This is a genomic window from Streptomyces sp. NPDC006435, assembly GCF_040612315.1.
Taxonomy (GTDB): domain Bacteria; phylum Actinomycetota; class Actinomycetes; order Streptomycetales; family Streptomycetaceae; genus Streptomyces.
This window is the reverse complement of record NZ_JBEXPY010000057.1, coordinates 1-16494: the sequence shown is the minus strand read 5'-3', so window position 1 is coordinate 16494 and position 16494 is coordinate 1. Positions and strand designations below refer to the sequence as shown.

Here is a 16494-nt window from a genome sequence, read left to right as displayed (position 1 = left end):
CGTTGCCAGTGTCCTCGTCCCCACCCATCCGAACACCAGTGACTGGAAGCCGGCCGGATTCATGATCACGTCAAGCCGAGGCGGGTCGAGTACTCGAGGAGTGGGGGTTGCACGGTGAGCTGGGATCGAGTCACTCTGCTCATTCTGGCGTCGTTCGGCTGCGTCGTCCTGCTGCTGACGCAGATAAGCGAGGTGTTGTCGAAAGTTCCTCCCATCATCCGTGCTTGGCGGCGGATCCAGGACGAGCTGAGCCACAGCAGCCATGACCGTTCGACTGCCGACCGGCCCGACCCGGAGGAAGCTGTAGATGAGCAGGAAGAGAGAAGCAGTGGTACGACGGGAGGGGGATGAGCCGCTCTGAAGCCGATACTCCGGCCCCGGACCGGAGGCCAGTTGCTCGTCGCGGGGCGGGGCGGGGAACGGGGAGGAGAGGGCTCACATTTCAGCAGCTCAGAGGCAGGCCCTTGAGCTGCTCGCGAGGACGGCAGTGAGGAATGGCGGCCGCACCAAGCGGTTGGAGGCCTGTCGGGCGTCGAGGGCCCGGGAGTCGGCGCCGATCCAGTGTGACGCACCCGAACGGACCGGAACGGACGGCAGCGGAAGTCAGTACCGGATCAGCACCAGCGCGTCTGCGCTCGATTTACCTCGCGCGGCCCACGCCTCTGACCTGCGTATTTGTGGGGGAGGGTGCCGCGTGGCAAGCGCCGCCCTCCCGTTTGGAGAACATCTGGTTGAGGACGAAACGGTACGACGCGAACGGCAAGGTCAGGAGCGGTACGGGCGGGGTCTGCTACGTCTACTGGCCCGCGCGGCCGACACCGGCCCAGCGCCGTGTCCTGAGGTCGTTCGACCTGTTGTGAGCCCATGCGGCGCCCCGGCCGCCCCGCCCACCCGACGGCAGCGCTCCCGGCCGTCCCGGGCGGGGTGGCCGCAAAGGTCCGTTTGCGGCGTGACGCCCTCCAGGCGCCGGGTGCCGTCCTCGGCCCCGTAGCCGGCACACATCCCGTCGCAGGGCTGCCTGCCACAGGTGCCCTGTGGGCCGTGCTGCTCGTTCACCGTCCCGCGGAGCCGGGCATGGGACAAGCCGACTTGAGAACCTGGGCAGTTGCCGCGACGGCTCAGGAGGGACAGAGTGAAAGAAGAACACACACGAGATCGGAGCGTGTTGTGATCATTCTGGGAGTCATACTGCTCGTCATCGGTTTCGTCACCGGTATTTCCATCCTCTGGACCATCGGAATCATCCTGGCCGTGGTCGGCCTGATCCTGTGGATTCTGGGCGGGATGGGGCATGCCGTCGCGGGACGCAGACACTACTGGTAGCGCCTTCGGGCAGCGGCCTTCGCCCCTGGGGGCGCGGCATCGACGAATGCCCCGCCGAACCGGCAACCTGCACTGGGCACGTAAGCGGTGATCCCGCCCCGTGCCCAGAAAGGTGCCGATGCGTCCATGGGTCACAGCGAGGCGCCCGTCCTGGACGCCCCTGGCCCCCCGGGCGGATCTGCTGGGCACCACGAGCCCCTCGGTCCTGCTCCACGCCGGGATCGACGGTTGGCGGCGCCAAATGGTCCTGCACGGCCATCTGTTGATGATCCGTGCGCTGGAGCCCGCGGCTTTTGTTTACCAGGAGATCGAGGCCGTCGAGGGAATGCACGTCAGTGATCGCGAGGACTTCTGCGGGCCGGGGGCAGGGGCCGATTTTGATCTGCTGCCGGTCGTCATCGACCTCCCCGGCCCCGGTACCTCCGGATACGACGCCGCCGACCGGCTCCGCGAGCACCATCGGATCGACACCCATCCGGTGGACCACCGCCGCATCGGCGCGCAACTCACCCACGCCGACGACTCCCTCACCGCCGGACGCCTGCTCACCGCGCTGTGCGACCTCGCCGACCGGGCGGAGATGCTGCCGTTCTGGCGGCCCGGCGCGGCCATCTGCAACGGGCCGTGGGCCCTGGTCGAAGCGGGGGTGGTGGCGGAGAAGGGGCTGACGTCCCACCCCTCGCCGAAGACGGACAATCCGTAACGCGGGCGGGGAGCGGACCGACGTGCCGGTCGTCACGGACGACCGGCGGCTCATCACCTCACGCAACCGGGGAGCCCCGGAACCATTTCTCCGCGAGGCGGACGCGGCCCTCGCGGCGGACACCCGGTGGGGGCGGGCCCCGGGCCGAGGGCCCGCCCCCACCGTTGCGGACGGACGGTGATCCGCACGTCGTACCGCCTCGGCGCCCGAGAGCCCGGCGCCGGGGCGGTCAGTCGGTCACGGTGACCGTCTCGCTCGCGCCGGACTCGGTGCCGTCCGTGTAGAGGACCGTGACGCGGTAGTACACCGTGGTGGCGGCCGGCTGGTCGAGGTCCGTCCAGTCGCCGCTGCCGGCGTTGTCCTCGGGCTCGGTGCCGATCCGCTCGAACGTCGCGGTCCGCGGGTTCCAGCGGTGGATGGCGAAGCCGGAGACCGGGCTGCCGTTCTCGTTCCTGTCGCTGGACAGGAACCAGGAGATCCAGCCGGAGGCGTCGGCACCGAGGTGGCCGAGCGGCGCGCCGGTCGCGGGCGGGGCGGTCGGGCGGAGATCCAGCTCGGTGACGTCGGCGACGGACGCGCCGGTCTCCGGGGCGAGCCGGTTGCCGTACTGGTCGACGGCGACGACGGCGTAGCGCACCTGCTGGCCGTCGGCGGGCACGGCGTCGTGGAACGTCGTCGCCGTGATCTCCCGCGGCTTCAGGGTCCAGGAGTCCTGCACCGGGGTGTAGGTCCACCCGCCGTCGGCGAGGGTGCCGCGCAGCACGCGGTAGTGGTCGAAGCCCGGCTCGTCGTTCGCGTCCCAGGAGAGCGTGACGCCGTTCTCCTTCGGGGTGGCGGTCAGACCGGCGACCGCGGCCGGCGCGGTCGTGTTGCCGACGACGTCGAGGGTGAGCTCCTGGGAGGGGACGCCCCCGTTCCTGGCATGGTCCACGGCCACCACCCGGTAGCGGTACGTGAAGCCGGGCGGCGGGGCGGCGTCGGTGAAGGTGGTGCCCCGCACGCCCTTGCCGACCTCCTCGCTCACGCCGACGGTGGTGCCCCGCACGGTCCTCCGGAAGACCGAGTAGCCCGCGAAGTCGTCACTGGTCCGCTCGGAGGCGTCCCAGTCCAGGGTGACGCCCGCCTCGCTCTCGACGGCCCGCACGTTGAGGGCGGTGTCCACGGGGCCCGTCAGGTCACGGGTGTAGTACATCGCCGTGGCCGAGGCCGGGGACTCCAGTCCATGGGTGTCGACGGCGGTGACGACGTAGTAGTAGACGTCGCCGGTGGGCGGCAGCGGGCCGGTGTACCCGCCGGGCGACAGCTTGTCGCCGGTGAGGAGGTTCTCGGGGGTGAGGGCGACCGGGTTCGACGTCGAGCGGTAGACGCGGTATCCGGCGAGGTCCGGCTCCGTGTTGCTGTCCCAGTAGAGGGTGATCTCGGTCGGGAAATCCATGGACCAGTTGTCCTCGACGCCCTTCGGGGCGGCGGGAGCGGTGCGGTCGACGGTGGTGACGGCCAGGTCGGCGGTGCCCGAGGAGACGTTGCCGGCCTTGTCGTAGGCGCGGACCTCGTAGTAGTAGACGTTGCCGTCCTTCGGGACGGTCGTGTCGGTGTACGAGGTGGACGTCGTGGTCGCGATCGGCTTCGTGGGGTAGGAGGCGCCCTTCAGCCGCCGGTAGACGCGGTACCCGGCGAGGTCCATCTCCTTGTTCCCGGCCCAGCCGATCTTCGTGGACATGTCCGTCGGGCTGTAGATGACGGTGGTCCCGGCCGGCACGAGCGGCTTGACCTTGTCGACGGTCGCCGAGGTGCGGGGGGCGTAGGAGAACTTGACGTCGGCGGCGCCGGTCCAGTTCACGAAGTCGACGCGGAGGCTGTGCCTGCCCGACGGGACGGTCACCTGGACGGTCTTGGAGACGGTGGTGGAGACGTTCTTCCACATGTCGACCTTGCGGACGCCGTCGAGGTAGACGCGGATGCCGTCACGGGAGGAGGCGGTGAACGTGAAGGGGCCGCCCGAGCCGAAGTCGCGGGTCATGGACCAGCGGACGCCGAAGTTGTTGGCGGGCATGCCCTTGATACCGGGTGCGCCGGTTCCCCAGTTCTGGTCGATCACCGAGTCGCAGTCCGTGCCCTTGGGGGTCCCGGAGAACGTGGTGTTCGCGTAGAACGTCCGCTTGAAGACGGGCGACGCGCAGGTCACGGCGGCGGAGGCGGCGGGGGCGGCCACGCTGAGCAGGCCCCCCGCGGTGGCGAGTACGACGGCGCCGGCGGTGGCGACCGTCGTGCCTCTGGGTCGGTTCAATTCGTTCCTTCGATCTCGGTTTATCTGAGGCAGTACGTGACTGCCGACGATCAAGACTCGCGAGGAACGGGCTTGGTTGTAGCCGCAGGAGCCCGGCTTCGTCCGTACGGTCCGGGTTCGTACGACATATGGTTAAAGAATGAGCAAAACCGAGCATGAGACCGGTCCCCAGGGGGCGCTTGTGTGCCCGGTCTGCAAGCAGCCCCTGCCCGTCAACATCACCAGGCGGCACAAGACACTCGGGGTCTTCGTGCCCGTGCGGGCCGCGGGCCCCTGCGGCAATCCCGACTGCCCCGAATACCTGGAGGAGCCGGTGGGCGAAAGCCCCGGGCCCCGGTGACACCCCCGGACCTTGGTGACATCCGGACCCCGATGAGGCGTCCGGGCCCCGTGATGCCCGGATCCCGCTGACGTCCGTGCGGCGGGTCCGCGCGGGGCGTCCCGTCAGCCGGGGGCCGGGGGAGGGGCGGCGTTGCGGGGAGCGACCACCGTTCTGCCGGGGGAATCGGCCCCGAAGACCGCGCCGTGCAGGTCGTGCAGCAGGACCGTGCGGCGGTTCTTCTCCGCCGACCGGCCGACGACCCCGCCGCCGTACCGGCACGCGGCCGCCGCCGCCGATTCGGCATCCGGCACCGGGAAGTAGAGGTGCCACCCCCGGCGCGCCCGTTCACCGCTCAGCGGCGAGCCCACCGGTACGATCCTGGCCGCCGTGCCGCCGGCGTCCCGGAGCGTGACGCCGCCCCTCTCGTACCGGACCTCGCAGCAGCCGGGGCGGCCGCAGGCCCACTCCAGCACCTCGCCGTAGAAGATGGCGGCCTCGAACATGTCGCCCGCGTGCAGCTCCAGCCGCCACGGACGGCGGGTGCGCCACGTCTCCCAGTCGGTGATCAGCGGCCCCTCCCAGATTCCGAAACGGTTGCCCTCCCGGTCGGCCGCGAGGACACCGCGCCCCAGGGGGAGGCGGACCGGGCCCACCGCGATGGTGCCGCTGCGCTCCATGATGCGGGCCGCCGTCCCGTCGGCGTCCGGGACGGAGAAGTAGGGCGTCCAGTCGAGGGCCACCTGCAACGCCGGTGCCGTGCACCCCAGGCTCGCGGTGGGCACGCCCCCCGACAGCGCCATCCGGAAGTCCTCGCCCAGCGAGGTGCGCCGGAAGGTCCACCCCAGCACGGCCCCGTAGAAGCGCTGCGCGGCCTCGGCGTCGGGCGTGGCGAGGCTCGCCCAGCAGGGCGCGCCGACGGTGCAGCCGCCCCGTCCGGAGGCATGCGCCGAGGAGGCGTGGGGCTTGGGCGGGCTCGGGGTGGACACCATGGGGGGAACCTGACGGCGGGGGCGGTCTCCTCATCAGGGTGCGCGTCCGGTGCCCCGGCGGCGAACGCACAGCGGGCGCGGGAAGGGGGATGCCGCTGTGTTCCTCCTCCGGGCCCGCCCCCGCCGCACCGCGGTGTGCCCCGGGCCCGCGGCGCGTCCCGGGTCGTTCGCCCCGGATCGTTCGTTCTTCGCCGCCGGGGCGGCGGGCGCCGCGCGGTGGGACGGCCGGTCGGTGAATCCGGGTAACGGGCCCCGGCGCCGTGGCGGCTTCGGCCCCGGACCCGGGGTCCGCGCCGCCCGGCTGCGGTCCATGACTCCGGTCGCAGCCGGGGGAGCCGGCCAGTCGCAACCCCTTTCATACGCATTCGTCCGCCCCGGTCACTCCGTGCCGGACGGAGGGTGCGCAACTCCCCTTCCATACCCCGCCGGGGTATGTTACGTTCCGGTCGACCGGATACCCCCTAGGGGTATCAAGGCTCGATCAGGGAGCAAGTGATGTCGGCTGTCAATCCTCGGAGGTGGTGGGCACTGGCCGTGCTGGCCACCGCCCAGTTCATGGTCATCATGGACACTTCGATCATCGGGGTCGCGCTTCCCGAGATGCAGCGCGATCTCGGCTTCACCCAGGGGGACCTGCAATGGGTCTTCAACGCGTACGTCATCGCCTTCGGCGGGCTCCTGCTGCTCGGCGGACGCCTCTCCGACCTGCTCGGCGCCCGGAAGGTGTTCGCGGGCGGTTGGGTGATCCTCGTCGCGGGCTCCGTCGTGGCCGCGGCCGCCGGTGACGCCACCACCGAGATCGTGGGGCGCGCCGTGCAGGGCGTGGGCGGCGCCCTCATCGCGCCCGCCTCGATGACGCTGCTGATGATGCTCTTCGGCCAGAACCCGAAGGAGCTCGGCAAGGCGCTCGCCTTCTACGGTGCGGCGGCCCCCGCGGGCGGTACGGCCGGTGTGTTCCTCGGCGGCGTCTTCACGGAATGGGCCAGCTGGCCCTGGGTCTTCATCATCTACGTCCCCATCGGCGTCGTGACCCTCGCGGCCACCGGTCTGCTGCCCGCCGTCCAGGGGCGCAGGGGCTCGGTCGACGTCCTGGGCGCGACCGCGGTGACCGCGGGACTCGCACTCGCGGTCCTCGCCGTCGTGCGCGCACCCGAGATCGGCTGGGACGCGACCTCGACCCTGCTCGAACTCGGCGGGGCGGCAGTGCTGCTGGCGCTCTTCCTGGTGATCCAGCGTTCCGTCCGCAGCCCGCTCATGCCGCTCGGCATCTGGCGGACCCCGCGGCTCGGGGCGTCCAACCTGGCCATGGCCCTGCTCGGCGCCGCCTGGATCCCGATGTGGTACTTCCTCAACCTCTACCTGCAGCAGGTGCTCGGGTACGGCGCCTTCGCCAGCGGTGCGGCGCTCCTGCCCATGACGGTCCTGCTGATGATCTTCATGACGACGATCACCGCCCGTCTCCTCGCCCGGTTCGGTGCCAAGCCGCTCATCGCGGGCGGGCTGTTCGTCCTGGCCGCCGGGCTGGTGTGGCTGTCCGCCGTCGAGCCGACCGGCACCTTCCTGGTCGACGTCCTGCCCGCGTCGCTGGTCGCGGCGCTCGGCATGTCCCTCGCCTACATCCCGGCGATGATGAGCGCCATGTCGGGGGCGCCCCAGGAGCAGGCGGGTCTCGCCTCCGGCATCGTCAACACCACCTACCAGGTGGGTTCGGCCCTCGGTCTCGCCGCTCTCACCGCGCTGGCGACGTCCCGAGGCGCGGGCAGGCTCGGCGATCTGCCCGCCCTCACCGACGGGTTCGCCTCGGCCTTCACCGCGGCGGCGGCGATCGCGGCGGCGGGCGGACTGCTCACCCTGGCCCTGATGCGGGGCGAGAAGAGCGAACCGGCTCCCGGCGGGGACGCCGCACCGCGGAAGGACGGCGAATCGGTCGGCGCGTGACCACGGCGCGCGAGCGCGCGAAGGGCGTCACCGCGGTACGGGACCGGCGGGCATCGGATCATTCGATGCCCGCCGGTCCCGTACCGCGTGAACACCGTGCGCGGCCGTGTGGTCTTCAGCACGGGGCCCGCCCGCGGCATTCGCTTCCAGGGACCCCGGCGCCGGGGCGCGGGCGGGCCCCGGACGCCGTCGGCGTACGGGCGGGGGACGGTCCGGCCCGGGGCGGTGACGCACGTCTCTACCTCGGGAGCCGGTCGTACTGGCACTGTGGTCGGGTCCTCGGGGGACACCACATGCCGACCGAACCGAGCGAGATGCCATGACCGCGACTGCTGCCGAAACCGCCACCACCCACCTCGCCGCCCGTCTCCGCGCGCGCACCGGCGGCCCCCAGGACGGCCCGAAGATCCTGGAGACCGTGCTGGGCTGGACGCTCGTCGTGGTGGTCGCCGTGTTCGTCACCCGGGCCGGCCTCATGTGAGGAACGGGCTCATGCGAGGAACGGGGCGGGGAGCCGATCCTGCCCCGCCCCGTCCTGCCCCGCCCCGTTTTGGAACGGACGGGGCGGGACGGAAGACCGACCGGCCCGCCGCCCCGCCCCGGGTTCCCGTGACTACTTGATCGCCTTGATCAGCTCGCCGTCGGTGGTGTCACCGCTGAGCTCCCAGAAGAAGGAGCCGCCCAGGCCCTGGTTCTTCGCCCAGGCAGTCTTGGACGCGATGGTGGCCGGGGTGTCGTAGCTCCACCAGTTGGTGCCGCAGTGGGCGTAGGCGGTGCCGGCGACCGTGCCGGTGGCGGGGCAGCTGTTCTTGAGGACCTTGTAGTCCTCGATGCCGGGCTCGTAGGTGGCGGAGGCCGGGCCGGTGGCGGTGCCGCCCGGGGCGGACTGGGTCACGCCGGTCCAGCCGCGGCCGTAGAAGCCGAGACCGAGCAGCAGCTTGGACGCGGGCACGCCCTTGGCCTTCAGCTTGGTGATGGCCGCCTCGCTGTCGAAGCCCTTCTTCGGGATGCCCTCGTAGGAGGTCAGCGGGGAGTGCGGGGCCGTCGGGCCCTTCGCGTCCCAGGCGCCGAAGAAGTCGTACGTCATCACGTTGTACCAGTCCAGGGACTGGGCGGCGCCGGCGTAGTCGGCGGCGTCGATCTTGCCGCCCTCGGAGGCGTCGGCGGTGATGGCGGCGGTCACCAGGTTGTTGCCGCCGAACTTGGCGCGCAGGGCGGAGGTGAGGCCCTTCAGCGCGTCCGGGCCGCTGGTGTCGCAGGTCAGACCACAGGCGTTGGGGTACTCCCAGTCGATGTCGATGCCGTCGAAGACATCGGCCCAGCGCGGGTCCTCCACCAGGTTGTAGCAGGACTCGGCGAACGCGGCCGGGTTCTTCGCGGCCTCGCCGAAGCCGCCGGACCAGGTCCAGCCGCCGAACGACCAGATGACCTTCAGGTCCGGGTGCTTCTTCTTGAGCTTGCGCAACTGGTTGAAGTTGCCGCGCAGTTCCTGGTCCCAGGTGTCGGCCACCCCGTCGACCGACTGGTCGGCGGTGTACGCCTTCTCGTAGTCGGCGTACGAGTCGCCGATCGCGCACCTGCCGCCCTGGACGTTGCCGAAGGCGTAGTTGATGTGCGTGAGCTTGTCGGCGGAACCCGAGGTCTCGATGTTCTTGACGTGGTAATTGCGCTGGTACACGCCCCAGTTGGCGAAGTACCCGACCACCTTGTCGCCGGCCGCCGTGGGGGTGGTGTCGGCGGACGCGGGGGCCGCGGCCCGCGGGGCGGCCGGGACCGTGCCGGCCGACGCGGTGCCCGCGACCCCCAGCAGGGCGGCGCCGAGGGCGACGGTACAGGCGGCTGCGGTGAGCGCCCGGAAGCGGGCGCGGGGGCGATGCGGTCCGAACATCTTGGCTCCTCGTGGGGGAGGGAACGTACATGTGGGGTGTACGGCCGGCCACCGCATGGATTTGGCATGAACGCGGAAAGGCCGGTCTGCCTGGAACCGTAGAAGGACTAGACCAGTTGGGTCAATGGTTCGGACCAATTCGGAGTGATCGCCCCGCCCGCCGTCGAGTGGCCCGGCCGCCCCGTGACGGATATCGTCCGATCGGGCATACTCGACCCGCCACAGCCGCTGGCCAGCAACTCTCGTAATCCGGGAGGGCCGGTACCGGTTGGGCAGCAGTGCTTGTCCGGAGTTCACCCGGAAACCCCCGGCGGCGCCGCCCACACCCCCTCGCGCGCGACCGTCGCAACGCCCGACAGGGAGGAGAGCGCCGTCATGTCCGACCGTGCCTTGCATGTGGTGGAACGCCGTCTGCCCACCGAGGAGTCCAGGCAACTCGTCGCGCTCGTCCGCGACATCGCCCAGCGGGAGATCGCACCCCGGGCGGCGGAGGAGGAGGAAGCGGGCCGGTTCCCGCGCGAGGTCTTCTCCCTGCTCTCCGAGTCCGGCCTGCTCGGGCTGCCCTACGACTCCGCCCACGGCGGCGGCGACCAGCCGTACGAGGTGTACCTCCAGGTCCTGGAGGAGCTCGCCGCGGCCCGGCTCACCGTCGGCCTCGGCGTCAGCGTCCACTCCCTCGCCTGCCACGCGGTCGCCGGATACGGCACGAAGGAGCAGCAGGCCGAGCACCTCCCGGCGATGCTGGGAGGGGGCCTGCTGGGCGCCTACTGCCTCTCCGAGCCCGCCTCGGGCTCCGACGCCGCCTCGCTGCGCACGAAGGCCGTCCGGGACGGTGACGACTGGGTCCTCACCGGCACCAAGGCGTGGATCACCCATGGCGGCATCGCCGACTTCTACACCGTCCTGGCCCGCACCGGGGTCGAGGGCGCCCGCGGCATCACCGCCTTCCTGGTCCCCGGCGACGCCGAGGGGCTGAGCGCGGCCGCCCCCGAGAAGAAGATGGGCATGAAGGGCTCGCCCACCGCCCAGCTGAACTTCGACGGCGTACGGGTCTCCGACGCGCGCCGGGTCGGCGAGGAGGGCCAGGGCTTCGCGATCGCCCTGTCCGCCCTCGACTCCGGACGACTGGGGATCGCCGCCTGCGCGATCGGCGTCGCCCAGGCGGCCCTGACCGAGGCGCTCGGCTACGCCGCGGGACGGCAGCAGTTCGGCCGCCCCATCGCGGACTTCCAGGGGCTGCGCTTCATGCTCTCCGACATGGCCACCCAGATCGAGGCGGGCCGGGCGCTCTACCTGGAGGCGGCGCGGCTGCGCGACGAGGGCAAGCCCTTCTCGCGCCAGGCGGCCATGGCCAAGCTGTTCTGCACGGACACGGCGATGCGGGTCACCGTCGACGCCGTCCAGGTGCTCGGCGGATACGGCTACACCCTCGACTTCCCGGTCGAGCGGCTGATGCGCGAGGCCAAGGTGCTCCAGATCGTCGAGGGCACCAACCAGATCCAGCGCATGGTCATCGCCCGCCACCTCGCGGGTCCCGAGACGCGCTGACCCGCGACGGCCGGTCCGACCACACGGGCGTCGTCACGATCCGGTTCCACTCCTGGTCGTGGCGGCCCGGCAGGGTCCGGTGCGTGCTCTCCCAATGACGCAGCAGGGCCCGGTAGATGGGCGGATCGGCGGGGTGCGGCCCCGGGCGCGCCGCGGAGCGGCGGGGCGCGGGCTGGGGCACCGGTTGTGTACCGGGCTGCGGAACCGATTCTTCGGCAGTGGGTGCGGCGAGGCGACGACGGTCGGCACCGACCGTCGGGTGCGGCGGGGTCATGCATGGGCAACGCCGCGGAGCGGTCCCCGGTCACTGTCCGGCCGATTCGAGAGCCCGTTCGTCACGTCCCCGGGCGGCGGATTTCCCCACTCCCGGACGGGGCTCCTCCCGGGGCGGTGCGGGCCGGCGTCCCGGTCGATCAGGTGTCCCGGCAGGCCCGGCCGAGGTTCGCGCGGGCACCACGCCGGTCGGGCCGTCGTGGTGCGGTGCGGATCGTGCCGGTGGGGCCCGGACGCGGCCGGGCCGTCCCGTTCGGACGCGGGAGTCGCCGTCAGGCGGCGCTGCGGCGCATCCGCGGCACCCGCAGCGGACGCGAGCCGGGGCCTCCGGCGTGCGAGAACGGCTGCATCCGCCAGTCGAGTCCCTGGGGGAGCGTCAACAGCAGGCCCGTCTCCTGCTCCTGGGCGTCGCGCGACTCGTCGGCGGGCCGCGACAGCGACGCCGGCCGGCCGGTACCGGAGCAGACGGTCAGCACGAACGGATTCCACGGCGTCGGGCACAGCGCGTGCTCGGGCAGCACGTCCTCGCCCGCCGGCAGCGCGATCGGCTGCGAGCAGTCCGGGCAGATCACCCGGTACATCTCGAACGTGTCGTACGCGTCGGGAGCGGTGTCCTCGACGGGATCGGCAGGCTCCGGTTCGGTACGGCCGGTGAGCTTCAGGCTCTGCATGGGAAATTCCCCCCTCGGGTGGGCCGACTGGGCGACGTCGCCTCGGCCACACCAAGCACTTCCCGTCGCGCATCGGCCGTAACCGCGAGGTGGGCGGCTACCCATCCGTAAACCTGTGGCATTCGTCACATGCCCGCCGCAGGTGCCCCTTCGCGCGTACGTCCGCTGTGCCTGGAGGGACTCGGGGCAATAGGTTGATCCGTATGGAGGAGCTGGACCGACAGATCGTGGAGTTGCTCGTCAAGGACGGGCGGATGAGCTACACCGACCTGGGCAGGGCCACGGGCCTGTCCACGTCGGCCGTTCATCAGCGCGTCCGCAGGCTGGAGCAGCGCGGGGTGATCCGGGGCTATGCCGCGGTCGTCGACCCCGAGGCCGTCGGCCTGCCGCTCACCGCGTTCATCTCGGTGAAACCCTTCGACCCGAGCGCGCCGGACGACATCGCGGAGCGGCTCGCGGGCGTCCCGGAGCTGGAGGCGTGCCACAGCGTCGCGGGCGACGAGAACTACATCCTCAAGGTGCGCGTCGCCACGCCGCTGGAGCTGGAGCACCTGCTCACCAGGATCCGTTCGCTGGCCGGCGTCTCCACCCGGACCACCGTCGTCCTGTCCACGCCCTACGAGGCCAGGCCGCCGCGGATCTGAGGGGGCCGGACCACGACCCCCGGAGGGCCGGACGGTGACTTCCGAGGGGGCGCGGGCCGCGCGGCTCCGGGCAGGCGCGAGACTGGTCCCATGACCGAGAGCACCGCCCTCCAGAGCGAACACCGCACCGTGCTGCTGCGCGGTGGAGACGTCCACAGCCCCGCCGATCCCTTCGCCACCGCCATGGTGGTCGAACGCGGCCATGTCGCCTGGGTGGGCTCGGAAGGGGCCGCCGACGCCTTCGCGAGCGGCGTCGACGAGGTGATCGACCTCGACGGCGCGCTGGTCACCCCCGCGTTCACCGACGCCCACGTCCACACCACGTCGACCGGCCTGGCCCTCACCGGCCTCGACCTCTCCGGCGCCCGGAGCCTCGACGAGGCGCTCGGCCTGCTGCGAGCGTACGTGGCCGGGCACCCCGGGGACCGGGTCGTCCTCGGCCACGGCTGGGACGCCACGCGCTGGCCGGAGCAGCGCCCGCCGGCGCGGGGCGAACTCGACGCGGCGGCCGGCGGACGCCCGGTCTACCTGCCCCGGGTCGACGTGCACTCCGCCGTCGTCACCACCGCCCTGCTCGACCTCGTCCCCGGCGTCACCGGGATGGTCGGGTACCACCCCGACGCGCCGCTGACCGACGCCGCCCACCACGCGGTCCGCGCCGCCGCCCACGGCGCCGTCTCGCCGCTCCAGCGGGCCGAGGCCCAGCGCGCCGCCCTGCGCCGCGCCGCGTCCCTCGGCATCGGCACCGTCCACGAGTGCGGCGGCCCGGACATCTCCGACGAGGAGGACTTCGCCGGCCTGCTGAAGCTCGCCGGCGAGCAGGACGGGCCGCGGGTCCTCGGCTACTGGGCCGAGCGGGTCGCCGACGAGAAGGACGCCCGCCGGATCAGGGAGCTCGGCGCGATCGGGGCGGCCGGCGACCTGTTCGTGGACGGTTCGCTCGGTTCGCACACCGCCTGTCTGCACGAGCCGTACGCCGACGGCCCGGCCGGGCACACGGGCACCGCCCACCTGGACGCGGCGCAGATCGCCGCCCATGTCACGGCGTGCACCGGAGCGGGGCTGCAGGCCGGCTTCCACGCCATCGGGGACGCCGCGGTCTCCGCCGTGGTGGAGGGCGTCCGGGCCGCCGCCGAGACGCTCGGCCTCGCCCGGATCAGGTCCGCCCGGCACCGCGTCGAGCACGCCGAGATGCTCACCCCCGAGACCGTCGCCGCGTTCGCGGAACTCGGCCTGACCGCGTCCGTCCAGCCCGCCTTCGACGCGGCCTGGGGCGGCGAGGAGGGTATGTACGCGCGACGGCTCGGCGCCGAACGTGCCAGGACCCTGAACCCGTACGCGGCGCTGCTGCGGGCCGGGGTGCCCCTGGCCTTCGGCTCGGACAGCCCGGTGACCCCGCTCGACCCGTGGGGCACCGTCCGGGCCGCGGCCTTCCACCGCACACCCGAGCACCGGATCTCCGTACGGGCCGGTTTCACCGCCCACACCAGGGGCGGCTGGCGGGCCGTCGGCCGTGACGACGCGGGAACCCTGGTGCCCGGCGCCCCGGCCGACTACGCGGTCTGGCGCACCGCCGACCTGGTGGTCCAGGCCCCGGACGACCGGGTCGCCCGCTGGTCGACCGACCCGCGCTCGGGGACGCCCGGCCTGCCGGATCTCAGCCCCGGCGCCGAACTGCCGGTCTGCCTGCGGACCGTGGTCGGGGGGCGGACCGTCCACGAGCGTCCGAACGAGTGACGTGCGGACATTCCGCACCGCGGGCCGCGGCGGGGCCCGTTCCGCCGCGACCTGCGGATCTTCGCTACTGACCAGGCAAGTTCCATAAAGGTCGCAGGTCAGACGGCTATTGACAGAAAGCGCCCACCGGCCGGTAGGTTCGGCAAAGTCCACCAAGGACGTCCGACCGGTCGAACCTCCACGCAGTCGTCGAATGCCGCTGGGTCACGGGGGGCTGTGCCGCACCGGCACAGCGCCACTGACAGCCAGGTTCAGCGTCCGCGCCTCGGGGCGAGGGAAGGTTTCAGCCGGACGGCGGTGCGACCCGGGTGGGGCCCGGACGTTCAGTAGACAACGGCTCTAGGTCGACCCGCAGCCAGCGGGTCCCAGGTCGGCCCGAAGGGCGCTGGGCCCCCACCCGCAGTTCCCGTCCGCAGCCGCGACAGGGTTTCTGTCCGCACTTCCCTCCTTCTGTCCCCGGCGCCGCCCGACCACCTGCGACCGGGTCGGCGATCGGTGCCCGCCCGCTGGATATGGTGTGCACCTGCGTACGGACTTAAGGGGCAGTAAGTGAACGACGGCGGTCAGCGGCGGTACGGCCCGCTCGGCAGGATCCTGGTGATCATTCCGACCTACAACGAGGCCGAGAACATCAAGCCGATCGTCAGCCGGGTGCGAGCCGCTGTGCCGGAGGCCGACATCCTGGTCGCCGACGACAACAGCCCCGACGGCACCGGCAAGGTCGCCGACGAACTGGCCGCCGAGGACGGTCAGGTCCAGGTGCTGCACCGCAAGGGCAAGGAGGGGCTCGGCGCGGCCTATCTCGCGGGCTTCCGCTGGGGCACCGAGCACGGGTACGGCGTGCTCGTGGAGATGGACGCCGACGGCTCCCACCAGCCCGAGGAACTGCCCCGGCTGCTCACCGCGCTCAAGGGTGCCGACCTGGTGCTCGGCTCCCGCTGGGTGCCGGGCGGCCGGGTGGTCAACTGGCCCAAGTCCCGCGAGATGATCTCCCGCGGCGGCAGCACGTACTCCCGGCTCCTGCTCGGGCTGCGGACCCGGGACGTCACCGGCGGCTTCCGGGCCTTCCGGGCGGAGACCCTGGACGGCCTGGGCCTCGACCAGGTCGCCTCGCAGGGCTACTGCTTCCAGGTCGACCTGGCCCGCAGGGCCGTCGAGGCCGGCTACCACGTCGTCGAGGTCCCGATCACCTTCGTCGACCGGGAGATCGGCGACTCCAAGATGAGCCGCGACATCCTGGTCGAGGCGCTCTGGCGGGTCACCGCCTGGGGGGTCGCCTCCCGCACGAACCGGGTCCTGGGCCGCAAGGCGATCTGACCCGGACCGGCGGCGGACGCCGTCCCGCCGCCCGCGGTGATCACCCCCTTGTGCCGCCCGGACCGTCGTACAGGCACACTGGGGACCATGACGACCGGCACACCGCCCCCGACCGCCCCCCGGCGCTCCCGCGCCCGCACCCTCGTCCCGCTCGCCGTCGCCGCCTGGGCGGTGCTGGAGATCTGGCTGTTCATCGTCGTGGCCGACGCGGCGGGCGGGATCACCGTGCTGCTGCTCCTGGCGGCGGGGATCGTGCTCGGGGCCGCGGTGGTGAAGCGGGCCGGCCGCCGGGCCTTCCGCAACCTCACCGAGACCCTCCAGCGGATGCCGGGCCGGCCCGGCGCCGAGGCCGAGCCGCCCGCCTCCCAGGGGAGCGAGGGCAACGGCTTCCTGATGCTCGGCGGGCTGCTGCTGATGGTGCCGGGAATGATCTCGGACGTGGTGGGGCTCCTGCTGCTGGTGCCTCCGGTCCGCACGCGGCTGGGCCGGTACGCGGAACGCTCGCTGGAGCGTCGGATGAGCGCCGCGAGCCCCGGCAGCCTTTCCGACGCCTTCCAGCAGGCCCGTATTCACCGGCCGGACGGAAAGATCATTCAGGGTGAGGTCATCCACCAGGACGACGTGCCGTCCGACGCGCGGCCCGACGGGAGCCCCCGCCCGCCGCTGACCCCCTGACCGCACGCACCCGCACCCGTCGGTCCCCCCGCTCCGGCCGGGCGGGGACCCGCGGGGCCGGGTGCGAGGGCGCGCCACAGAGCCGCGGGGGGGGGGGGCGGAGCCCCTGCGCAGGGGGAACCAGCCCCGCTGGTCCGTGGGGGGGGGGGAGGGTCGGGACGGCGGCAGGCGGCCGTCCG

Annotated in this window: 14 protein-coding genes and 3 pseudogenes; 13 read left to right on the top strand and 4 right to left on the bottom strand. The window is 72.4% G+C overall.

All coding sequences use genetic code 11. The features are described from left to right. Positions 1-114: 114 nt before the first annotated feature. The 5 genes and pseudogenes from ABZZ04_RS34545 to ABZZ04_RS34525 all read left to right on the top strand — a co-directional run. Positions 115-351 (top strand): hypothetical protein, encoded by a 237-nt coding sequence (locus ABZZ04_RS34545; RefSeq protein WP_356936180.1) that lies wholly within the window; start codon positions 115-117, stop codon positions 349-351. Between the two features lie 368 nt (positions 352-719). Beyond that, positions 720-860 (top strand): annotated as a pseudogene (locus tag ABZZ04_RS34540) (peptidase C39 family protein); the annotation flags it as partial. Between the two features lie 307 nt (positions 861-1167). Further along, entirely contained in the window at positions 1168-1323 is a 156-nt protein-coding gene (locus tag ABZZ04_RS34535; protein ID WP_148833239.1) for a DUF6131 family protein, read from the top strand. 160 nt (positions 1324-1483) lie between these two features. Further along, positions 1484-1891 (top strand): annotated as a pseudogene (locus ABZZ04_RS34530) (ornithine decarboxylase); the annotation flags it as partial. A 27-nt stretch (positions 1892-1918) separates the two neighbouring features. Then, positions 1919-2207: pseudogene (locus ABZZ04_RS34525) on the top strand (DJ-1/PfpI family protein); the annotation flags it as partial. A 48-nt stretch (positions 2208-2255) separates the two neighbouring features. Here the strand turns inward: ABZZ04_RS34525 and ABZZ04_RS34520 are convergent. After that, entirely contained in the window at positions 2256-4313 is a 2058-nt protein-coding gene (locus ABZZ04_RS34520; protein ID WP_356936179.1) for a PA14 domain-containing protein, read from the bottom strand. A 139-nt stretch (positions 4314-4452) separates the two neighbouring features. On the opposite strand from ABZZ04_RS34520, the gene ABZZ04_RS34515 reads away from it, so the two are divergent. Further along, on the top strand, positions 4453-4653 hold the full coding sequence (locus tag ABZZ04_RS34515) for a hypothetical protein (protein WP_356936178.1): 201 nt from the start codon (positions 4453-4455) through the stop codon (positions 4651-4653). Positions 4654-4757: 104 nt separating this feature from the next. On the opposite strand, the gene ABZZ04_RS34510 is transcribed toward ABZZ04_RS34515, so the two are convergent. Beyond that, positions 4758-5624, bottom strand: coding sequence for a VOC family protein (locus ABZZ04_RS34510; RefSeq protein ID WP_356936177.1), 867 nt, complete (start codon positions 5622-5624; stop codon positions 4758-4760). A gap of 495 nt (positions 5625-6119) precedes the next feature. Between ABZZ04_RS34510 and ABZZ04_RS34505 the strand changes: the two genes are divergently transcribed. Together ABZZ04_RS34505 and ABZZ04_RS34500 are read left to right on the top strand one after the other, a co-directional pair. Then, positions 6120-7562: an MFS transporter gene (locus ABZZ04_RS34505; RefSeq protein ID WP_356936176.1), complete on the top strand. Its 1443-nt coding sequence runs from the start codon at positions 6120-6122 to the stop codon at positions 7560-7562. 319 nt (positions 7563-7881) lie between these two features. Beyond that, complete coding sequence (locus ABZZ04_RS34500) at positions 7882-8043, top strand: SCO1431 family membrane protein (protein ID WP_356936175.1); 162 nt, start codon at positions 7882-7884, stop codon at positions 8041-8043. A 132-nt stretch (positions 8044-8175) separates the two neighbouring features. On the opposite strand, the gene ABZZ04_RS34495 is transcribed toward ABZZ04_RS34500, so the two are convergent. Next, entirely contained in the window at positions 8176-9450 is a 1275-nt protein-coding gene (locus ABZZ04_RS34495) for a glycoside hydrolase family 18 protein (RefSeq protein ID WP_356936174.1), read from the bottom strand. Between the two features lie 375 nt (positions 9451-9825). Here ABZZ04_RS34495 and ABZZ04_RS34490 point away from each other — a divergent pair, with 375 nt between their 5' ends. Next, the gene (locus ABZZ04_RS34490) at positions 9826-10998 is read left to right on the top strand and encodes an acyl-CoA dehydrogenase family protein (protein ID WP_356936173.1); all 1173 of its coding nucleotides are present in this window, start codon (positions 9826-9828) and stop codon (positions 10996-10998) included. Between the two features lie 545 nt (positions 10999-11543). On the opposite strand, the gene ABZZ04_RS34485 is transcribed toward ABZZ04_RS34490, so the two are convergent. After that, positions 11544-11942, bottom strand: coding sequence for a hypothetical protein (locus ABZZ04_RS34485; RefSeq protein WP_356936172.1), 399 nt, complete (start codon positions 11940-11942; stop codon positions 11544-11546). 203 nt (positions 11943-12145) lie between these two features. Between ABZZ04_RS34485 and ABZZ04_RS34480 the strand changes: the two genes are divergently transcribed. From ABZZ04_RS34480 to fxsA, 4 genes are all read left to right on the top strand, one after another. Next, positions 12146-12586, top strand: coding sequence for an Lrp/AsnC family transcriptional regulator (locus tag ABZZ04_RS34480; RefSeq protein ID WP_356936171.1), 441 nt, complete (start codon positions 12146-12148; stop codon positions 12584-12586). A 90-nt stretch (positions 12587-12676) separates the two neighbouring features. Continuing rightward, positions 12677-14323: an amidohydrolase gene (locus ABZZ04_RS34475; protein ID WP_356936170.1), complete on the top strand. Its 1647-nt coding sequence runs from the start codon at positions 12677-12679 to the stop codon at positions 14321-14323. A gap of 549 nt (positions 14324-14872) precedes the next feature. Beyond that, positions 14873-15640: a polyprenol monophosphomannose synthase gene (locus tag ABZZ04_RS34470; protein ID WP_356936169.1), complete on the top strand. Its 768-nt coding sequence runs from the start codon at positions 14873-14875 to the stop codon at positions 15638-15640. A gap of 87 nt (positions 15641-15727) precedes the next feature. Further along, positions 15728-16315 (top strand): FxsA family membrane protein, encoded by a 588-nt coding sequence (gene fxsA / locus ABZZ04_RS34465; RefSeq protein ID WP_356936168.1) that lies wholly within the window; start codon positions 15728-15730, stop codon positions 16313-16315. The last annotated feature ends 179 nt before the right edge of the window (positions 16316-16494 follow it).

Bases quoted from the DNA above. Each gene is read 5' to 3' on its own strand.
- ABZZ04_RS34515 (WP_356936178.1), top strand. From the start codon at position 4,453: ATGAGCAAAACCGAGCATGAGACCGGTCCCCAGGGGGCGCTTGTGTGC.
- ABZZ04_RS34510 (WP_356936177.1), bottom strand. From the start codon at position 5,624: ATGGTGTCCACCCCGAGCCCGCCCAAGCCCCACGCCTCCTCGGCGCAT.
- ABZZ04_RS34505 (WP_356936176.1), top strand. From the start codon at position 6,120: ATGTCGGCTGTCAATCCTCGGAGGTGGTGGGCACTGGCCGTGCTGGCC.
- ABZZ04_RS34500 (WP_356936175.1), top strand. From the start codon at position 7,882: ATGACCGCGACTGCTGCCGAAACCGCCACCACCCACCTCGCCGCCCGT.
- ABZZ04_RS34495 (WP_356936174.1), bottom strand. From the start codon at position 9,450: ATGTTCGGACCGCATCGCCCCCGCGCCCGCTTCCGGGCGCTCACCGCA.
- ABZZ04_RS34490 (WP_356936173.1), top strand. From the start codon at position 9,826: ATGTCCGACCGTGCCTTGCATGTGGTGGAACGCCGTCTGCCCACCGAG.
- ABZZ04_RS34485 (WP_356936172.1), bottom strand. From the start codon at position 11,942: ATGCAGAGCCTGAAGCTCACCGGCCGTACCGAACCGGAGCCTGCCGAT.
- ABZZ04_RS34480 (WP_356936171.1), top strand. From the start codon at position 12,146: ATGGAGGAGCTGGACCGACAGATCGTGGAGTTGCTCGTCAAGGACGGG.
- ABZZ04_RS34475 (WP_356936170.1), top strand. From the start codon at position 12,677: ATGACCGAGAGCACCGCCCTCCAGAGCGAACACCGCACCGTGCTGCTG.
- fxsA (WP_356936168.1), top strand. From the start codon at position 15,728: ATGACGACCGGCACACCGCCCCCGACCGCCCCCCGGCGCTCCCGCGCC.